17 protein-coding genes are annotated in these 19,513 nt (G+C 72.3%); 15 read left to right on the forward strand and 2 right to left on the reverse strand.

Annotation, left to right across the window (positions count from 1 at the left end; all coding sequences use genetic code 11):
- Nucleotides 1-13 precede the first annotated feature (13 nt).
- The 9 genes from HNR19_RS02170 to HNR19_RS02210 all read left to right on the forward strand — a co-directional run bounded on the left by HNR19_RS02170 (nt 14) and on the right by HNR19_RS02210 (nt 13,086).
- Nucleotides 14-3,877 (forward strand): DNA-directed RNA polymerase subunit beta', encoded by a 3,864-nt coding sequence (locus HNR19_RS02170; protein ID WP_179666343.1) that lies wholly within the window; start codon nt 14-16, stop codon nt 3,875-3,877.
- A 70-nt stretch (nt 3,878-3,947) separates the two neighbouring features.
- Nucleotides 3,948-4,919, forward strand: a complete 972-nt coding sequence (locus HNR19_RS02175) for a glycerophosphodiester phosphodiesterase family protein (RefSeq protein ID WP_179666344.1) — start codon at nt 3,948-3,950, stop codon at nt 4,917-4,919.
- Between the two features lie 74 nt (nt 4,920-4,993).
- A complete protein-coding gene (locus HNR19_RS02180; protein WP_179666345.1) occupies nt 4,994-6,085 on the forward strand; it encodes a glycerophosphodiester phosphodiesterase family protein in 1,092 nt (363 codons plus the stop codon).
- 60 nt (nt 6,086-6,145) lie between these two features.
- Nucleotides 6,146-6,526, forward strand: coding sequence for a hypothetical protein (locus HNR19_RS02185; RefSeq protein ID WP_179666346.1), 381 nt, complete (start codon nt 6,146-6,148; stop codon nt 6,524-6,526).
- Nucleotides 6,527-6,599: 73 nt separating this feature from the next.
- Nucleotides 6,600-7,862 (forward strand): geranylgeranyl reductase family protein, encoded by a 1,263-nt coding sequence (locus HNR19_RS02190; protein ID WP_179666347.1) that lies wholly within the window; start codon nt 6,600-6,602, stop codon nt 7,860-7,862.
- A 56-nt stretch (nt 7,863-7,918) separates the two neighbouring features.
- Nucleotides 7,919-8,821: an NUDIX hydrolase gene (locus HNR19_RS02195; RefSeq protein WP_179666348.1), complete on the forward strand. Its 903-nt coding sequence runs from the start codon at nt 7,919-7,921 to the stop codon at nt 8,819-8,821.
- A 63-nt stretch (nt 8,822-8,884) separates the two neighbouring features.
- Complete coding sequence (locus HNR19_RS02200; protein ID WP_343047011.1) at nt 8,885-9,433, forward strand: RNA polymerase sigma factor; 549 nt, start codon at nt 8,885-8,887, stop codon at nt 9,431-9,433.
- Complete coding sequence (locus HNR19_RS02205) at nt 9,430-10,248, forward strand: hypothetical protein (protein WP_179666349.1); 819 nt, start codon at nt 9,430-9,432, stop codon at nt 10,246-10,248. Before HNR19_RS02200 ends, HNR19_RS02205 begins: the two co-directional genes overlap by 4 nt.
- A 21-nt stretch (nt 10,249-10,269) precedes the next feature.
- The gene (locus tag HNR19_RS02210) at nt 10,270-13,086 is read left to right on the forward strand and encodes an FAD-binding and (Fe-S)-binding domain-containing protein (protein WP_343047012.1); all 2,817 of its coding nucleotides are present in this window, start codon (nt 10,270-10,272) and stop codon (nt 13,084-13,086) included.
- Between the two features lie 14 nt (nt 13,087-13,100).
- Here HNR19_RS02210 and HNR19_RS02215 read toward each other — a convergent pair whose 3' ends face one another.
- Nucleotides 13,101-13,577: an SRPBCC family protein gene (locus HNR19_RS02215; RefSeq protein ID WP_179666351.1), complete on the reverse strand. Its 477-nt coding sequence runs from the start codon at nt 13,575-13,577 to the stop codon at nt 13,101-13,103.
- Nucleotides 13,578-13,704: 127 nt separating this feature from the next.
- Between HNR19_RS02215 and HNR19_RS02220 the strand changes: the two genes are divergently transcribed.
- The 6 genes from HNR19_RS02220 (at nt 13,705) to HNR19_RS02245 (ending at nt 18,583) form a co-directional block, all read left to right on the forward strand.
- Nucleotides 13,705-14,943: a class I SAM-dependent methyltransferase gene (locus tag HNR19_RS02220; protein WP_343047013.1), complete on the forward strand. Its 1,239-nt coding sequence runs from the start codon at nt 13,705-13,707 to the stop codon at nt 14,941-14,943.
- A 5-nt stretch (nt 14,944-14,948) separates the two neighbouring features.
- The gene (locus HNR19_RS02225) at nt 14,949-15,944 is read left to right on the forward strand and encodes a hypothetical protein (RefSeq protein WP_179666353.1); all 996 of its coding nucleotides are present in this window, start codon (nt 14,949-14,951) and stop codon (nt 15,942-15,944) included.
- Nucleotides 15,945-15,995: 51 nt separating this feature from the next.
- A complete protein-coding gene (locus HNR19_RS02230) occupies nt 15,996-16,301 on the forward strand; it encodes a DUF1905 domain-containing protein (protein ID WP_179666354.1) in 306 nt (101 codons plus the stop codon).
- Between the two features lie 24 nt (nt 16,302-16,325).
- Nucleotides 16,326-16,817 carry an O-acetyl-ADP-ribose deacetylase gene (locus tag HNR19_RS02235; RefSeq protein WP_179666355.1) on the forward strand — a complete coding sequence of 164 codons (492 nt, stop codon included), beginning with the start codon at nt 16,326-16,328 and terminating at the stop codon, nt 16,815-16,817.
- A complete protein-coding gene (locus tag HNR19_RS02240) occupies nt 16,817-17,827 on the forward strand; it encodes a DNA topoisomerase IB (RefSeq protein ID WP_179666356.1) in 1,011 nt (336 codons plus the stop codon). The genes HNR19_RS02235 and HNR19_RS02240 overlap by 1 nt, the downstream gene beginning before the upstream one ends.
- A 177-nt stretch (nt 17,828-18,004) precedes the next feature.
- A complete protein-coding gene (locus HNR19_RS02245; RefSeq protein WP_218910122.1) occupies nt 18,005-18,583 on the forward strand; it encodes a hemerythrin domain-containing protein in 579 nt (192 codons plus the stop codon).
- Here HNR19_RS02245 and HNR19_RS02250 read toward each other — a convergent pair.
- The gene (locus HNR19_RS02250) at nt 18,580-19,449 is read right to left on the reverse strand and encodes an alpha/beta fold hydrolase (RefSeq protein WP_179666357.1); all 870 of its coding nucleotides are present in this window, start codon (nt 19,447-19,449) and stop codon (nt 18,580-18,582) included. The two genes, HNR19_RS02245 and HNR19_RS02250, sit on opposite strands and share 4 nt — an antisense overlap.
- Nucleotides 19,450-19,513 lie beyond the last annotated feature (64 nt).

The raw sequence follows: 19,513 nt of genomic DNA on the forward strand, positions 1-19,513 counted from the left end.
GGATTAGATAACAGTGCTGGACGTCAACTTCTTCGACCAGCTTCAGATCGGCCTGGCCACCGCGGACGACATCCGCACGTGGAGCCACGGCGAGGTCAAGAAGCCGGAAACCATCAACTACCGCACGCTCAAGCCCGAGCGTGACGGCCTCTTCTGCGAGAAGATCTTCGGTCCCACCCGGGACTGGGAGTGCTACTGCGGCAAGTACAAGCGGGTGCGCTTCAAGGGCATCATCTGCGAGCGCTGCGGCGTCGAGGTGACCCGCTCGAAGGTCCGCCGTGAGCGGATGGGACACATCGAGCTCGCCGCCCCGGTGACCCACATCTGGTACTTCAAGGGCGTTCCGTCGCGGCTGGGCTACCTGCTCGACCTCGCCCCGAAGGACCTGGAGAAGGTCATCTACTTCGCTGCCTACATGATCACCTCCGTCGACGAGGACGCGCGTCACCGCGACCTGTCGAGCCTCGAGGCCAAGATCCAGCTGCAGCGCGAGTCGATCGAGAAGCGCCGCGACACCTCACTGGAAGACCGCACCAAGAAGCTGGAGGAGGACCTCGCGGCCCTCGAGGCCGAGGGTGCCAAGGCCGACCAGCGGCGCAAGGTCCGCGACGGTGCCGAGCGCGAGCTCAAGCAGCTGCGCGACCGCGCCCAGCGCGAGCTCGACCGCCTCGACGAGGTCTGGGACACGTTCAAGAACCTCAAGGTGCAGGACCTCATGGGTGACGAGGTCCTCTACCGCGAGATGAAGAACTGGTTCGGCAAGTACTTCGAGGGCCACATGGGCGCCACGGCGATCCAGAAGCGCCTCGAGAGCTTCGATATCGAGGCCGAGGTCGAGAACCTCCGCGAGACCATCGCCACCGGCAAGGGCCAGCGCAAGGTCCGTGCCCTCAAGCGGCTCAAGGTCGTCGACGCGTTCCGCAAGACGGGCAACAAGCCGCAGGGCATGGTGCTCGACGCCGTCCCGGTCATCCCGCCGGACCTGCGCCCGATGGTGCAGCTCGACGGTGGCCGGTTCGCGACGTCGGACCTCAACGACCTCTACCGCCGGGTGATCAACCGCAACAACCGCCTCAAGCGGCTGCTCGACCTCGGCGCGCCCGAGATCATCGTCAACAACGAGAAGCGGATGCTCCAGGAGGCCGTCGACTCGCTGTTCGACAACGGCCGCCGCGGTCGTCCGGTCACCGGCCCAGGCAACCGGCCGCTGAAGTCGCTGTCCGACATGCTCAAGGGCAAGCAGGGTCGCTTCCGTCAGAACCTGCTCGGCAAGCGCGTCGACTACTCGGGTCGCTCGGTCATCGTGTCGGGTCCGCAGCTGAAGCTGCACCAGTGCGGTCTGCCCAAGCAGATGGCGCTGGAGCTGTTCAAGCCGTTCGTGATGAAGCGCCTCGTCGACCTGTCGCACGCGCAGAACATCAAGTCCGCCAAGCGGATGGTGGAGCGCGCGCGCCCGGTCGTGTGGGACGTCCTCGAAGAGGTCATCACCGAGCACCCGGTGCTGCTCAACCGTGCGCCCACGCTGCACCGGCTCGGCATCCAGGCGTTCGAGCCCCAGCTGATCGAGGGCAAGGCGATCCAGATCCACCCGCTCGTCTGCACGGCGTTCAACGCCGACTTCGACGGTGACCAGATGGCGGTGCACCTGCCGCTGTCCGCCGAGGCGCAGGCCGAGGCGCGGATCCTGATGCTGTCGACCAACAACATCCTCAAGCCGTCGGACGGCCGTCCGGTGACCATGCCCACCCAGGACATGATCATCGGCCTGTTCTTCCTGACGACCGAGCGCGAGGGCGAGCCCGGCGAGGGCCGCGTCTTCTCGAGCCCGGCCGAGGCGATCATGGCGTTCGACCGTCGTGAGCTCACGCTCCAGAGCAAGATCAAGATCCGGTTCACCGACGCGCTCGTCGAGGGCGTCGAGCCGGGCGAGCCGATCACGCTCGACACCACGCTGGGCCGCGCGCTGTTCAACGACACCCTGCCGGCCGACTACCCCTTCGTGAACTACGAGGTGGGCAAGAAGCAGCTGGGCGCGATCGTCAACGACCTCGCCGAGCGCTACGGCAAGGTCGAGGTCGCGGCGTCGCTCGACGCGCTGAAGGACACCGGCTTCTACTGGGCCACCCGCTCGGGCGTCACCGTCTCGATCGACGACGTCGTCACCCCTGACGACAAGGCCGCGATCCTCGGTGGCTTCGAGGAGAAGGCCGCGAAGATCCAGAAGCAGTTCGAGCGCGGTCTGGTCACCGACGAGGAGCGCCGCCAGGAGCTCATCGAGATCTGGACCGAGGCCGGCAAGAAGGTCGGGGACGCCATGGAAGAGGCGTTCAAGCAGCAGCCGAGCAACCCGATCTACATGCAGGTCTACTCGGGCGCCTCCGGTAACTTCAACCAGATCCGCCAGGTCGGTGCGATGCGTGGTCTGGTGGCCAACCCGAAGGGCGAGATCATCCCGCGGCCGATCAAGGCCAACTTCCGCGAGGGTCTCTCCGTGCTGGAGTACTTCATCTCCACCCACGGTGCCCGCAAGGGTCTCGCCGACACCGCGCTCCGTACGGCGGACTCGGGCTACCTGACCCGTCGTCTGGTCGACGTGTCGCAGGACGTCATCATCCGTGAGGACGACTGTGGCACCGAGCGTGGCCTGCCGAAGACCATCGGTGAGCGCCTCGAGGACGGCACCGTCGTCAAGCACGAGAACGCGGAGACGGCGGCCTACGCCCGCACCGCCGCGGTCGACATCGCGCACCCGACGACCGGCGAGGTCCTCGCCGCCGCGGGCGACGACCTCGGTGACGTCAAGATCGCCGAGCTGATCGAGGCCGGCATCGAGGAGGTCGTGGTCCGCTCCGTGCTGACGTGCGACGCCCGCACCGGCACCTGCGCGAAGTGCTACGGCCGGTCGCTGGCCACGGGCCAGCTCGTCGACATCGGCGAGGCGGTCGGCATCATCGCCGCCCAGTCGATCGGTGAGCCCGGCACGCAGCTGACGATGCGTACCTTCCACACCGGTGGTGTGGCGTCGGCCGACGACATCACGCAGGGTCTGCCCCGCGTCGTCGAGCTCTTCGAGGCGCGCACGCCGAAGGGTGTCGCTCCGATCTCGGAGGTCGCCGGCCGGATCGAGATCGAGGAGACCGACAAGGCCCGCAAGGTCCTCGTCACTCCCGACGACGGCTCGGAGGTCCAGGAGTACGTCGTGAGCCGCCGCTCGCGGCTGCTCGTCGCCGACGGCGACCACATCGAGGTCGGTCAGCGCCTGACCGCCGGCACCGAGGACCCGAAGGAGGTCCTGCGCATCCTGGGTGTGCGGACCACCCAGCGGCACCTCGTCGACCAGGTCCAGGAGGTCTACCGCAGCCAGGGCGTGTCGATCCACGACAAGCACATCGAGATCATCGTGCGGCAGATGCTGCGCCGGATCACGGTGCTCGAGTCGGGTGACACCAACCTGCTGCCGTCCGACCTCGTCGACCGGGTGAAGTTCGAGGAGGAGAACCGGCGCGTGGTCTCCGAGGGCGGCAAGCCGGCCTCGGGTCGTCCGGAGCTCATGGGCATCACGAAGGCCTCGCTCGCGACCGAGTCGTGGCTCTCGGCGGCCTCCTTCCAGGAGACCACCCGGGTGCTCACGGACGCCGCGATCAACGGCCGCTCCGACAGCCTCCGCGGCCTGAAGGAGAACGTGATCATCGGAAAGCTGATCCCGGCGGGCACCGGCCTCGAGCGCTACCGCAACATCCGGGTGGAGCCCACCGAGGAGGCGCGCCAGGCGGCCTACGCCGTGACCGGCTACGAGTCCTACGACTACGAGTTCGGCAACGGCGCCGGCCAGGCCGTCGCCCTCGACGACTTCGACTTCGGTTCCTATCAGAACTGACGCGAACGAGTAGCAAACGCCCCGCCCGGGCTTCCCCGGGCGGGGCGTTTGTGCGTGGCAGGGTCGGAGCATGGGGTTCGACCTCCAGGCCCACCGCGGCGGGATCGCGCTGACGGTGGAGAACACGCTCGCCGCGTTCGCGCGAGCGTTGGAGGTCGGCGTGACCACGCTGGAGCTCGACGTCCAGGTCACCAAGGACGGGTACGTCGTCGTCGCTCACGACCGCGACCCGATGCCGCAGAAGTGCCTCGACACCGGCCCGGCGTACCCCGGCGATCCCGCGTTCCCGTACGTCCGCGACGAGACCTACGTCTGCGACCTCACCCTGGCGCAGGTGCGCACGATCGACGTCGGGTCGCTCCGGCATCCGGCCTTCCCCGAGCAGCGGCTGGCGCCCGGAGCCCGGATGCCGCTGCTCTCCGAGGTGTTCGACCTCGTCCGGCAGGCGCGCGCCGACGACGTACGGCTGTGCATCGAGACGAAGGTCGAGGCGGCGGAGCCGTCGCGAACGGCGCCGCGGGAGGCGTTCGTCGAGGGCGTGGTCGGCGAGGTCCGCGCGGCCGGGATGGTCGAGCGGGTGACGATCGAGAGCTTCGACTGGGGCACCTTGATGCGGGTCCGCGAGGCGGAACCACGGCTGCGGATCGCTGCGCTGACCAACGGTGCGCACTTCCTCGAGCCCGACACCGCCGGCGCCTCGCCGTGGCTCGGCGGGCTCGACATCGACGACTTCGCGGGCACCCTCCAGGAGAAGTACGTCGCCGCGGCCGCGACGTTCGGCGCCGACGTTGTCTCGCCGGTGCACGGCGACCCCCAGCAGGGCTCGGTGGCCGACGCGGACTACCTCCCGTTCACGACTCCCGCGCTCGTCGAGGCCGCGCACGCCGCCGGGATGCAGGTGGTCCCGTGGACGGTCGACGACGCCGCCACGTTGCGGCACCTGATCGCGATGGGCGTCGACGGCGTGATCACCAACCGACCGGACCTCGCCCGCGAGGTCATGGCCGAGGAGGGGCTGAAGCTGCCGCGGGCCTACGGCTGAGCGGCCCCTTGATCTTCACCCTCGCGTCGGGTGCGCGCCACGCGGTGGTGACGTCCTCCCGCCAGGTTCGCCCCATGACCCCCACGATCCCCGTCGCCGCGCTCGCCGCCGTGGCCGCCCTCGCCCTCGCGCCCGCCGCCTCCGCGACTCCGTCCGGACCCGAGAACGGCGGCGGCCAGGAGAAGCACTTCGACCTCCAGGCCCACCGCGGCGGCATCGCGCTCACCGTCGAGAACACCCTCCCGGCGTTCGCCAACGCGATCGAGCTCGGCGTCAGCACCCTCGAGCTCGACGTCCAGATCACCGAGGACGGCCATGCCGTCGTCACCCACGACCGCGACCCCAGCCCGCGCAACTGCCGCGACACCGCCCCGGCGTTCCCCGGAGACCCGGAGTACCCCTACGTCCCGAACCGGACCTACATCAAGGACCTCACCCTGGCGCAGGTCCGGACGATCGACTGCGGGTCGCTGCGCCAGCCGCAGTACCCCGCCCAGGAGCTGCACCCGGGCGAGCCGATGCCGCTGCTGTCGGAGGTCTTCGACCTCGTCAACGACTACCACGCCGAGCACGTGACCCTGAACGTGGAGACGAAGGTCGAGGCCGGCGCACCGACGCAGACCGCGCCTCGGGAGGCGTTCGTGCGGACCGTGCTCGCGGAGGTCCGCGCCGCGCACATCCGCCCCCAGGTCACCATCCAGAGCTTCGACTGGGGCGCCCTGATGCGCGTGCGCGAGCTCGAGCCGCGGCTGCCGATCGTGGCGCTGACGAACGGCCAGCAGTTCCTCCAGGCGGGCCAGGCCGGCGCCTCGCCGTGGCTCGGCGGCATCGACATCGACGACTTCCCCGGGACCCTCCAGGAGAAGTACGTCGCCGCGACGGCATCGTTCGGCGCCGACGCGGTCTCGCCGGTCCACGGTGACCCGCAGGGCGGCAAGGTGACCGACCCGGGCTACGTGCCGTTCACGACCCAGGCGCTCGTCGACGCCGCGCACGAGGCCGGCATGCGGGTCGTGCCGTGGACGGTCAACGACGCCGCGACGATGGACCACCTGATCGGGCTCGGGATCGACGGCCTCATCACCGACCGCCCCGACCTGCTGCGCCAGGTGATGGCCGACAACGGCCTCGAGCTGCCGCGCTCGTACGACGCGCCGCGCGGCTGACCGCGTCTGGTCGCGAGGGCCCGGGGTACCGGCTTGAGAGACCCATCGACGGAGGTACTCATGACGCACAGGGCAGAGGAGCCCGTGGAGGCTGTCTCGAGCGAGGCAGGCGACCCCGACCACGACGCGAACGCCGAGGTGATGCCGTTCGGCGACTCGTCGTCGGGCGGCCAGCCGGAGGCTCGGGTGGGCAGCGCGCCCGACCCGATGGTCCGCGGGAGGTCGGAGGACCCGCCGCCCGACGGCGTCGGCTACGACGGCACACCCGTGGAGCAGATCCAGAAGGAGCGGGCGGAGCGGCTGGCGCCGGAGAACCGGCCCGAGAACTCCGAGGTCGACAACTCTCATCGCGAGTTCGACGAGGAGAAGGGCATGTTCACCGACGAGCCGGGCTACGAGGACGCGCCGAAGAAGTTCCCGCCGCCGGGCGAGTTCACCTGATCAGCCTGGCCTGCCGGGTCCAGGTGGCCTGCCCGGTCCGCTGGCCGTGAGTGGCGACTGACACAATCGAGGGGTGCAGTCCACCACGCCCCAGCGCACCGACGTGCTCGTCGTCGGTGCCGGTCCGGCGGGCTCCGGTGCGGCCGCCTGGGCGGCGCGGCTCGGCGCCGACGTGGTGCTGGCCGACGCGGCGGTGTTCCCCCGCGACAAGACCTGCGGCGACGGCCTGACGCCCCGGGCGATCGACGAGCTCGAGCGGCTCGGGCTCAGGGACTGGGTCCGCGCCCACACGGTCAACCAGGGCCTGCGGGCGCACGGCTTCGGCCAGACGCTCCACCTGCCGTGGCCCGGCGGCAACCTCCCCGACTGGGGCAGCGCGATCCCGCGCACCGAGCTCGACGACCACCTCCGCACCACCGCGGTCAAGGCAGGGGCGACCGCGATCGACGGCGCCCGCGCAGTCGACGTACGGCGCGACGGCGCCCGCGTGGCGGCCGTGGTGTTCGAGCGGGGGCAGCGCGGGGGTGAGCGCTTCGAGATCGCCTGCGACCGGCTGGTGGTGGCCGACGGCGTGCGGTCGCCGCTGGGCAAGATGCTCGGCCGGGAGTGGCACCGCGACACGGTCTACGGCGTGGCGGGGCGGTCCTACGTGAGCTCGACGATGGCCGACGACCCGTGGATCAGCTCCCACCTCGAGCTCCGCGGCGAGGGTGGCGAGATCCTCTCCGGCTACGGCTGGCTGTTCCCGCTCGGCAACGGCGCGGGCGAGATGAACCTAGGCGTCGGCACGCTCGCCACCGCTAAGCGGCCGGCCGACGTGGCGATCAAGCCGCTGATGACCTACTACGCCGACGAGCGGCGCGAGGAGTTCGGCCTCGGCACCGAGCTGCGGATGCCGACCTCGGCGCTGCTGCCGATGGGCGGGGCGGTCTCCCACGTCGCCGGCGAGAACTGGGCGCTGATCGGCGACGCCGCCGCCTGCGTCAACCCGCTCAACGGCGAGGGCATCGACTACGGCCTGGAGACCGGGCGGCTGCTCGCCGAGCTGCTGACCGAGAGCCGCGGCGCCGACCTCTCCCGGGTCTGGCCCGCGCTGCTGCGCGCCCACTACGGCGAGTCGTTCTCCATCGCGCGGCGGCTCGCCGGCCTGGTGACGGTGCCGCGGCTGCTGCCCGCCCTCGGGCCGGTCGGCATGCGGTCGGACCTCCTGATGACCCTGGCGCTGCGTTGGATGGGCAACCTCGTGACCGACGAGGACCGCGACCGCGCCGCGCGCGTGTGGCGCTGGGCAGGGAGGCGCTCCCTCGCCCGCGACGCGCGCCCTCCGTTCGCCTAGCTGCTCCGTAGGGTGGAAGGACCCACGGGACGAACCGACGAGCAGGAGGTGAGGAGATGGCGCAGCGCGTGCAGCGGCTGGCGGCCTACGCCGTGATCGTGCGCGGCGACCAGATCCTCCTCAGCCGGCTGTCCGAGCGGGTCACCCAGAACGAGCTGTGGTCGCTGCCCGGCGGCGGCGTCGACCACGGCGAGGACCCGCGCGACGCGGTGGTGCGCGAGGTCCACGAGGAGACCGGCCTCCACGCCGAGGTCGGCGAGACCGCGCACGTCTTCTCGCTGCACCTGCCCGACACCTGGCGGCGCGGCCGCCGCGTCGACGCGCACTCGGTCCGGATCGTCTACCAGGGCTGGGTGCCGGTCGACGCGCCCGAGCCCCATGTGGTCGAGGTCGACGGCTCGACGGCGGAGGCCCGGTGGCAGCCGCTCGACGCGGTGCTCGACGGCACCCTGCCGACCGTCACCCTGGTCGGTGCGGCGCTCGCGGCGTACCACCCCCACCGCCACCAGCGGGTGGCCTCGTATGCGTACGTCGAGCGCGACGGCGCCCTCCTGCTCACCCGGATCTCCGCGCGCGGCGCCGGCGCCGGACGCTGGACGCTGCCCGGCGGCGGCGTCGACCACGGCGAGAACCCGGTCGACACGGTGCGCCGCGAGCTGCGGGAGGAGTGCGGGCTCGACGGCGAGGTCGGCTCGCTGCTGACGGTCCACGACGTGCACTTCTCCGGTACGGCGCCGAGCGGCCGGCACGAGGACTTCCACGGCATCCACCTCGTGCACCGCGCCACGGTGCCCGACGGCGTGGAGCCCCGGGTCGTCGAGGTCGACGGCACCACCGACGCGGTCGCGTGGGTGCCGGTCGAGGCCCTCGGCACGACCGAGTGGCCGGCGACCGAGCTGGTGCACGCCGCGGTGGAAGCTGCGCGGACGTCCGGCGCGACGCCCGTTCCTCGTGCATGATGGCTCGGCCGCGGAAAATTCCGCGGTCGACGCAACCTGGAGGCCGCTGAGGCGTCCTCCAACGTGTCGTACGTGATCGAGCAGCGAGGTATGGCCATGCCGTGGGCCGTCCCCGTCACGGGGGTCGACAGCGCGACACTGGCGTCCCAGCTCTACGCCGAGCACCGGCTGAGCCTGGTGCGCCTCGCGGTGCTGCTCGTCGACGACGTGGCGTCGGCCGAGGACGTGGTGCACGACGTCTTCGCCGGGCTGCTCACGGGCGGCAAGCAGATCCGCGACCCCGACGCGGCGGTCGGCTACCTGCGCCGCGCGGTGGTCAACCGCGCGCGCTCGATGCTGCGGCGGCGCCGTACGGCGCGTGCCTACTCGCCGCCGGACGACGCGTCGCCGCCCGGGCCCGACGACATCGCGGTGCTGGGGGAGGAGCACCGGGCAGTGCTGGCGGCGCTCCAGGAGCTCGCCCCGCGGCAGCGGGAGGTGCTGGTGCTGCGCTACTGGAGCGATCTGTCCGAGGCCGACATCGCCGATACCCTCGGGATCTCGCGCGGCACCGTGAAGTCGACCGCGAGCCGCGCGCTCGCCGCGTTGGAGAAGAAGCTGGGGGACTCATGAGCGACATGGAGGAGCGGCTCCGCGCCGCGCTCGCCGCCCGGGCCCACCAGGTGCGACCCGAGACCTTGCGACAGGACCCTCCGGAGCCCGCCGCGCGTCCGTGGTGGCGCGCGCCGGGCTCCTACGGGCTGCTCGCGGCCGTCGCCGTGATCGTGCTCGTGATCCCGGTCGCCGCGTTCGTCCTGCTTCGCGGCGGTGACCAGGCGCCGGTGGCGTCGGGACCGACCGAGGGCGACCGGCCCGAGACCACCACGTCAGCCGACGGCCGGGAATGGACCGAGATCGAGAGCCGGGTCGCCGACTTCGACGGCGACGGCGCCGAGGACGTCGCCAAGCTGCTGGCGGCGGACCCGACGTCCGAGGCCGGCGAGGTACGGGTGGAAGTCACGCTCGCATCCGGCGGTCAGCCGGTGTGGGGTGTGCCGGTCGGTTCGCGCCCGGTCGGGCTGGCCGATGCGGCCGATGTCGACCTCGACGGCGTTCCCGAGGTGCTCGTCCAGGTGGGCACCGACCCCCGCTCGCTGGTCGTGCTCGCTGCCTCGGAGGGCAGCGACCTGCTCGCGGTGCTCCACAACGGCGGCAAGATCTCGCGCGGCATCGGCGCGAAGGGGTTCCAGCACCACTGGTGGCTCGACCAGGACGGCCTCTGGTCGTGGGTGTCCAGCAAGGGCGACAAGGAGGACGCCGACGCCTTCCTCGTCGAGCTGACCCACTGGCTGCCGGAGAACGGGCTGACGCCGGCCCCGACCGAGATCTGCCTGATCGACATCGACGCGCCCGAGGAACCGCAGGACTGCCGCACGCAGCCTGAGTGACCCACCACTAGGTTGGGCCGCGTGAGCAGGGAGGTGGTCGCGGCGCTCGAGCGGGTCGGCGTGCCCGCGTCGGCGTCCGACCTCGACCGCGCGCTGTACTCCTCGGACGCGTCGCTCTACCGGGTGCTGCCCGCCGTCGTCGCCCGGCCGCGGCACCGGGACGACCTGGAGGCGGTGCTCGACGTCGCCGCCTCGGCGGGGACCACGGTCACCCCCCGTGGCGCGGGTACGTCGATCGCGGGCAACGCGGTGGGGCCCGGCATCGTCGTCGACCTGCGTGGGCTCGACCGGGTGCTCGAGATCTCGTCGGAGGAGCGTTGGGCGCGGGTCGAGCCCGGCGTCGTGCACGCTTCGCTGCAGCGGGCGGCGGCGCCGTACGGCCTCCGCTACGGGCCGGACCCCTCGACCCACACCCGGTGCACGATCGGTGGGATGCTCGGCAACAACGCGTGCGGGTCGCGGGCGCTCGGCTACGGCCGCACCGCCGACACCGTGTTGTCGGCGGACGTCCTGTGGGGCGACCGCGCGGCGGCGTCGGGGGAGGTCGAGGCGCGGCTGGCGGCCGTGGTGGCGCAGGACCTCGGTCACGTGCGGACGACGTTCGGCCGGTTCTCGCGGCAGGTGAGCGGCTACTCCCTCGAGCACCTGCTGCCCGAGCGGCTGTCGGTGCCGCGGTTCCTGGCGGGCTCGGAGGGCACCCTCGGCCTGGTGCGCGAGCTCACCGTCAGCCTGGCGCCGGAGGAGCCGCGCACACTGCTCGTGCTCGGCTACCCGTCGATGGTGGAGGCCGCAGACGCGGTGCCCGCGCTGCTCGCGACCGGGCCGCTCGTCGCGTGCGAGGGCCTGGACTCGCGCATCGTCGACCTGGTGCGGGCGCGCGGCGCTGGCGTGCCGGAGCTGCCGCGGGGCGCGGGCTGGCTGTTCGTCGAGGTCCCGGCGTCCGTCGCCGGGGACCGGGTGGCCGGTCTCGTGGCAGCCTCGGGCGCGATCGACTCACGTGTGGTGCCGCATGCGGCGGAGGCGGCGGCGCTGTGGCGGATCCGCGAGGACGGCGCCGGCCTGGCGGCGCGGAGCCTGGGCCGACCGGCGTACTCCGGCTGGGAGGACGCGGCGGTCCCTCCGGACCGGCTGGGAGCCTGGCTGCGGGACTTCGACGCACTGCTGCGGGAGTTCGGTCTCGACGGCGTCCCCTACGGGCACTTCGGCGACGGCTGCGTGCACGTGCGGATCGACTTCGACTTCGCCGAGCGCGGGCGGTTCCGGGAGTTCCTCGTCGCGTGCGCGACGCGCCTGCGGGTGCACGGCGGCTCGCTGTCGGGCGAGCACGGGGACGGCCGGGCGCGGTCGGAGCTGCTGCCCTTGATGTACGACGATGCGTCGCTCGCGCTGTTCCGGGCGGTCAAGCACGCCTGCGACCCGGACGGGCTGCTCAACCCGGGTGTCCTCGTCGATCCGGCGCCGCTGGACGCGGACCTGCGGCCGGAGCGGGCGCCCCACGGCGAGCTCGCGACGCTGTCGGCCGGGGTGCACCGGTGCACGGGCGTCGGGAAGTGCGTGGCGCCTGCCACGGGTGGGGTCATGTGCCCTTCCTTCCTGGCGACCGGGGCGGAGAAGGACTCCACGCGGGGGCGGGCGCGGGTGCTGCAGGAGGCCGTGACCGGGGGACTGGCGGGTGGGCTTGCCGATCCGGCGGTCGACGAGGCGCTCGACCTGTGCCTCTCGTGCAAGGGGTGCCTGTCGGACTGCCCGACGGGTGTGGACATGGCGGCCTACAAGGCGGAGGTGCTCGACCGTCGCTATCGGCGGGGGCGGCGGCCGCGGTCGCACTATGCGTTGGGGTGGCTGCCGCGGTGGGCTCGGCTGGGCGCTCCGCTCGCTGGCTTCGGCAATCGTGCGCTGCGGATTCGTCCCTTTGCGGCGTTGGTGAAGACCTTGGCAGGAGTCGATTCCCGGCGGTCATTGCCTGAGCTGGCCGGCGTCAGATTTCGGCGGCTGTTGCGGGAGGCGGGTGCGACCGCTGGGTCCGGCCCGGCACCGTCCGGGCTTGCTCGCTCCGCCGCGCGACGGCGCTCGGTGCTCGCTCGCCGCTCGGGTCGGGGCGCCGGCGCGTCGTCGCGAAATCGCCCGGACGGCACCGTGCCGGCCCCAGCGGTCGCCTCCGGTCGCCGCGTGTGGGTGTGGGCGGACACCTTTACCGACTACTTCCGGACCGGGCCGGGGGTGGCCGTTGTCCGCTACTTGGAGTCGTGCGGACTCGAGGTCGGAGTGGTTGACGAGGCGGCTTGCTGCGGGCTGACCTGGCACTCGACGGGGCAGCTGGATGCGGCCCGGAGGATCGTTGGCCGGACGCGGGACGTGTTGGCGCCGTACCTGGAGTCGGGGGCGCCGGTGCTCGGCGTGGAGCCGTCGTGCACCGCCGCGCTGCGGGAGGCCGGGATCGACGTACGGACCATTGCCGAGGTGGTGGCTGCGCTCGACCTGCCGGTGCCTGACCTGACGGGGGTGACCGTGGTGGCGCAGCCGCACTGTCATCACCATGCGGTGATCGGGTGGGCGGCCGACCGGGAGCTGCTGGAGCGGGCCGGGGCGACCGTGACGGCGGTGGCCGGGTGCTGCGGGCTGGCGGGGAACTGGGGCGTGGAGAAGGGGCACTACGAGGCGTCGGTGGCGGTGGCGGAGGCCCACTTGCTGCCGGCGGTGCGGGCGGCGCTCGGGGCGGATCCGGGCGCGGTGGTGCTGGCGGACGGGTTCTCGTGCGCGTTGCAGCTCGACGACCTCGCCGGGGTGCGGGCGCTCCACCTCGCCGAGCTCCTGGCGGGGGCAGACACCGCCGGTTGAGGTCGGCCCCGTCGTCAGCCGGCGAAGTGGCGGGCGAGGCGCCGGTGGCGGTGGGCGAAGAACGCGCCGACCAGCCGGCGGAGCAGGGGACCGGCCAGCAGGAGCGGCAGCCGTGGGCCGAGGGTGACGTTGTCGACGACCTCGGTGCCGTCGGCGGCGAGCGTCACCGTGCGCTCATGGACCCAGCGGCGCATGCTCAGCATCGTCGACTCCTCGCGGAAGTGCCGGCCGGGCTCGACGCGGGTGAGGGTGAGCCGGTCGTAGTCGAACGGGAGCACGCCCAGCAGCCGGAGCCAGGCGCGCCCGATCGGCTCGCCGACGACGATCGCGTCGATGGTCAGGTGACCGGCCCCGCGAGGCATCGACATCGTCATCACCGGCCGCATCTCGTCGTTGATGCCCTCCGGCGTCACGACCCGGGCCCAGACCGCCGCGGGCGAGGCGTCGATCAACGAACGCTGGGTGACCTGCCACTCGCGCCGGAGGACCATGCGGCAACTCTACGGAGCAGCTTGGCGGCCGATAGGTTGGCGGGGTGAACCCGCGCCACCGTCGACTCGTGATCCCGGTGGCACTGGTGACGCTGCTGTTGATCGTGGTCGTGGCGGCGGTGCTGAAGTGAGCTCCACCACCGAGTCGCTGTCCGAGGGCCTGGCCCGGGTCCGGTCGCTGCTGCTCGACCCCGACGGCCTGGTGCGGGCGGTCGCGGGCGGCCGCCGGAAGGGCATGCAGCCCGCGTGGCGCCGGGTGGAGATGCGCTGGGTCGACCTCAAGGCGGGACGCCACCTCCAGGTGACGTCGTACGACGCCACGCAGGCCCACGTCGCCAACCACGTCGAGGGTGATGCCGCCGCCGCTGCGGCCGACGCGGTGCTGGCGGAGCCGTTCGGCAACTGGCACGTCGAGACGACGACCGCGGTGCACCAGATGCGGGTGACGAAGAAGCTCGATGCGATCACCCACACCCGGCAGCGCTCCGAGCCGGTGGCCGCCGACCGCGGGCACGACCGGGAGAAGGAGCGGCTGCTGCCGGCCGACGACCCGGTCTTCGCCGCCCTCGGGATGACCGACGCGCAGGGTCGGATCAAGCCGACCCGGCAGGCGAAGTACCGCCAGGTGGAGGAGTTCCTGCGCATCCTGGACGCCGCGATCACCGACGCGATGCAGGGCGGCCGGTTGCGGAAGGCCACCGCGGACGACCCGCTGCGCATCGTCGACCTGGGCTGCGGCAACGGCTACCTGACGTTCAGCGCCGCCCGCTACCTCGGCGAGCAGCGCGGGCTGCCGGTGCGGGTCACCGGCGTCGACGTCAAGGAGCAGTCGCGGGAGCACAACTCCCGGGTGGCGGCCGAGCTCGGGCTGGATGCGGACTTCGTCGTCGGCACCATCGCCGGCGCGGACCTCGCGCAGCCGCCCGACGTCGTGCTCGCCCTGCACGCCTGCGACACCGCGACCGACGAGGCGCTCGCCCGCGCCGTCGCGTGGGACGCGCCGCTGGTCCTCGCCGCGCCGTGCTGCCACCACGACATCGCCGCGCAGCTGCGCTCCGGTGAGCCGCCGGCGCCGTACGCCTCCCTGACGAAGGACGGCATCCTCCGCGAGCGTTTCGCCGACACCCTGACCGACGCCCTGCGCGCGCTGCTGCTCAGGGGCCGCGGTTACCGTGTCGACGTCGTGGAGTTCGTCGAGAGCAAGCACACGCCGCGCAACACGCTGCTGCGGGCCGTGCGCGGTGGGCAGGGCGCACGGGGCAGGAGCGGCGACGCGCAGCGGGAGTACGACGAGCTGGTCGCGGGCTGGCGGATCCGCCCGCGCCTGGCCGAGCTGCTGGACGCCCCGAAGACGGGGGAGGAGTGAGGGTGGTGCACGCGGTCCTCGGGAGCGTGCTGGTCGCGCCGTTCGTGGTGGGCGCCGTCGTCGGCGTCAACGGCGACCGCGACCGCCAGGGCGACAAGGTGTTCTCGTTCGCCGACCCGGAGATCATCGAGTCGAGCGGGCTCGTCGTGCGCGACGACCAGTTCGTCACGGTCAACGACTCCGGCGACGGCGCCCGGATCTTCACCGTCGACGACGACGGTGAGACCGTCGGCCACACCACCTGGGACGCCGATCCCGCCGACACCGAGGCGCTCGCGCCGGCCGCCCGGAGCACCGACGTGTGGGTCGGCGACATCGGCGACAACCTCGGGCAGCGGTCGTCGATCACGATCACCCGCGTCCCGGCCGGCGAGGGCGACCGCAGCGGCGCGCTGGCGTCGTACGAGCTGGTCTACCCCGACGGCGCCCACGACGCGGAGACGCTGCTCGTCCACCCGCGCACCGGGCAGGTGTTCGTCGCGGCCAAGGAGTTCATCGGCACCTTGTACGCCGCCCCGCGGCAGCTGTCGGAGGGGCGCAACCGGCTGGAGCCCGTCGGTGAGGTCATGAGCATCGCGACCGACGGGGCGTTCTTCCCCGACGGCCGCCACGTGGTGCTGCGCGACTACGGGTCGGCCGCGTTCTACACCTGGCCGGGCCTGGACCTGGTCCGCGAGATCGAGCTGCCCGACCAGCCGCAGGGCGAGGGGATCGCGGTCGACGAGGACGGCAAGGTGTACGTGAGCTCCGAGGGCGAGCACGCCGACGTCATCGAGGTGGAGCTGCCCGACGGGCTGGAGGACGCGCTCGAGGGTGAGGAGCCGGAGTCGCGCGAGGGCGGAGAAGAGCCCGAGGGCGACGAGGAGCCCGACGCGGCCGCCGCCTCGGAGGGAGAGGCGCGGGACGACGAGCCGGGCATCGGCGTCGACCCGTGGTGGCTGGGCGGCGCGTTCTTCGTGGTCATCCTGGTCGTGCTGGTCCGGGCGCTGCGGCCACGGTGACCTCCCGGGTGACCTCCTGGTGGTGTCGGCGCCCGGTGCCACGATGACCGGGTGAGCGAGACCTACGACTTCGAGGCGCCCCTGTGGCAGTGGCGGGCGCGCGACGCACAGCCCGGCTCGTGGTTCTTCGTCTCGCTGCCGTTCGAGATGGCCGACGAGATCGAGGCGATCGCGGGCCCGGGCAAGGGCTTCGGCAGCGTCCGGGTCGAGGTGACGGTCGGCTCGCAGACCTGGCGCACCTCGCTCTTCCCCAGCGGCGAGGAGGAGACCTACGTGCTGCCGGTCAAGAAGCCGGTGCGCGCGGCCGAGGGGCTCGACGAGGGCGACACCTGCCGGGTGAGTCTCCGTCTGATCTGACCCTCCGTGGGGCACCTTGAGGCCATGGAGATCGAGGTCGTCGAGGGCGACATCACCGAGCAACACGTCGACGCCGTCGTCAACGCGGCCAACCGCGGCATGCGCGGCGGCGGTGGTGTCGACGGCGCGATCCACCGCGCCGGTGGGCCGGCCGTCCTCGAGGACTGCAAGCGCCGCTTCCCCGACGGCCTCGCCACCGGCGACGCCGGCTGGACGACAGCGGGGGAGATGCCGGCCCGGTGGGTCATCCACGTCGTCGGGCCCAACTACAGGGCGGGGGAGCGCGATCGGACGCTGCTGACGTCGTGCTACCGGCGCGCGCTCGAGGTGGCCGACGAGATCGGCGCCCGCACGATGGCGTTCCCGCTCGTCAGCGCGGGCATCTACGGCTGGCCGAAGGAGGACGCCGTCGACGCCGCTCTCGAGACCCTCCGTGGCACCGAGACCGACGTCGAGCTCGCACGGATGGTGGCCTTCGGGCGCGCGGCCCACGACCTGATCGTGTCCCGGCTCTGATGCCGCGCCTGCGCCGTACCTCCCCGGACCAGCCCGGCTGGACCCGGCGTCGCGCCGGGCGAGGGTTCGTCTACCTCGACCAGGCCGGCCAGCGGCTCGCCCCCGAGGACACCGAGCGCTGCGTGAAGCTGGTGATCCCGCCGGCGTGGGAGGAGGTGTGGATCTGTCCGCACGCCAACGGCCACCTCCAGGCGGTCGGCACCGACGATGCCGGACGCCGGCAGTACCTCTACCACCCGGCCTGGACCGAGAAGCGGTCCGAGCTGAAGTACGACCGGGTGCTGCGCTTCGGGAAGCGACTGCCGCGGGTGCGTGAGCACGTGCTCGCCGACCTGCGCGAGGAGGGACTCTCGCTCCCGCATGCCTGCGCGCTCGCCGTACGGCTGCTCGACGTGGGCTACTTCCGGATCGGCAACGACGTCTACACCGAGGAGCACGGCTCGTTCGGGCTGACGACCCTGGAGCGGCAGCACGTACGGCGCAGCGGGGACACCATGGTGTTCGAGTTCACCGGCAAGTCGGGCATCGAGCACCGGATCGAGATCGACGACGAGCTCGCCGTCGAGACCCTGGAGCGGATGCGCCGGCGCCGTACGCCGTCCGACCGGAGGCTGCTCGCCTTCCGGGAGGGCCGCGGGTGGCGTTCGCTGACGCCCGACCACGTCAACGAGTACCTGCGCGCGGCCAGCGGGATGGACGTCACCGCCAAGGACTTCCGCACCTGGCACGCGACGGTCCTCGCCGCCGCCGCCCTTGCCGACGCGCCCGGTCCGGAGGCGAGCAAGACCAAGCGCAAGCGCGCGGTGACCGCAGCGATGCGCGAGGTCGCCGAGTACCTCGGCAACACCCCCACCTTGGCGCGCTCGTCGTACGTCGATCCGCGGGTGATCGACGCCTACGAGGAGGGGCGCACCATCGCGGCGGCCGTGCGGCGCGCGCCCAAGGACGACACCGACGCGCGCCAGCTCGCGCTGGAGCGGGCGACGATGCGGCTGATCAAGACCGCTTGACTCCGGTGGTCGACGGGAGGCTGCCGCGATCCGCGGGGGGTATCGAGTCGGGATGCAACCACTCTCCCAGCAGGACACCCGCCAGATGGGTGGTCGGCTGAGCATCCTCACCCGCCAGAAGCGCGACCACGTGCGCCTCGAGCACCTGCTGTGCAGCCTGGAGCGGAGCGAAGGAGCGTGGAGCAGGAGCGCATCCTCCACCGCATCGCTCGACTGGTCTTCCCCCACGCCTTCGCAGAGGAGTCGGTCCTGTGGCCGGTGCTCCGGCGGGCGCTGCCCGACGGTGAGGTCCTCACGCTCCGAGTGGAGCAGGAGCACCAGGAGGTCAACGAGCTCTGGACCACGCTCGAGCAGCTGCCCGCCGCCAGCCCGGAGCGGCCCGTCCTGATCGACCGTCTGACGGCAGTGCTCCGGGAGGACGTTCGCGACGAGGAGGACATGCTTCTGCCAAGGCTTCAGGGGGCGGTCGGTGGGCGCCGCCTCCAAGCGCTCGGTGCCGCGTGGGAGGCGGTACGCCGGACGGCCCCGACCCGCCCGCATCCGGTGGTGTCGCGCCGGCCGCCGGGCAACGCACTCGCAGCCCTGCCGCTCACGATCCTGGATCGCGGCCGCGACGGGCTTGACGCGCTGGCCCGCGGCTCATCGCGTCTTCGCGGACCTGCCTCCCGCGCCAGTGGCGGGCTCGCCGCCGCAGCCAGTCGAGTCGAGCGCGTCGGTGTGATGCGTCGCGGTGAGGAGCCTCCTACGAGTCGCTAGCGTCCGCTGACGGTCGCGGTGTGCTGGAGCAGGGACGCCACGACGCGGTCCCAGTCCGCCGGCGGAGGCGGCTCGTGCCCGACGCCCGGGAGCGCCAGCAGCTCGGCGCAAGGAATCACCTCCGCCAGCGCCTCGCCGTGCGCGAGCGGGAACATCGGGTCAGCGGTGCCGTGCACCACCAGGGTCGGGATGGCGATGTCGGCGACCGAGCCGGCCACGTCGCGACCTTCGTGGAGCAGGCCGTGGTTGACCATGGCGGCGACGTCGGTGCTGCGGTCGACGATGCGCTGGGCGATCGCCCGCACGCGGCTCTCGTCGAAGCCACCGCGCATGAACGCGCGCTGGTCCTCGACGAGCATGTCGACGACTGCTCTGCGATCCGTCCAGTCCGGTGCGGGCCGGTCGGCGGCCGCCCCGAAGAACGCGGCGAGCTCGGGCTCCGGCCCGGGCAGGCCGTCGGGAAGCCCTGGGAGCGCCGCGGTCGTCGACATCATGGTCAGGGTGCGGACCCGACCGGGGTGCTCGATCGCGAGGCACTGCCCGATCGCTGCGCCCATCGAGATGCCGACGACGTGGGCGCCGCCGATCTCGAGCGCGTCGAGCAGGGCGATGGCGTCGTCGCGCAGGTCGGAGCCGGTGTAGCCCGGCCGCCCCGGCGGGTACGTCGTCGAGCGGCCGGTGTCCCGCAGGTCGTAGCGGACGACGTACCTGCCACCGGAGGCGAGGCGCTCGCAGAAGCCCTCCTCCCACCAGTCCATCGAGCTCGACATGCCCCCGATCAGGAGCACAGCGGGATCGGCGGGGTCGCCGGCGGCCTGCACGCAGAGCTCGACGCCGTTGACCGGGATGACGCGTTCGGGGTCCACGAGGAGTTCGACGGATCGGAGCCTCGGAAATCATCGGTCAGCTTGCGGCGTCGAGGCGCCGGTG

Source organism: Nocardioides thalensis, assembly GCF_013410655.1.
GTDB lineage: Bacteria > Actinomycetota > Actinomycetes > Propionibacteriales > Nocardioidaceae > Nocardioides > Nocardioides thalensis.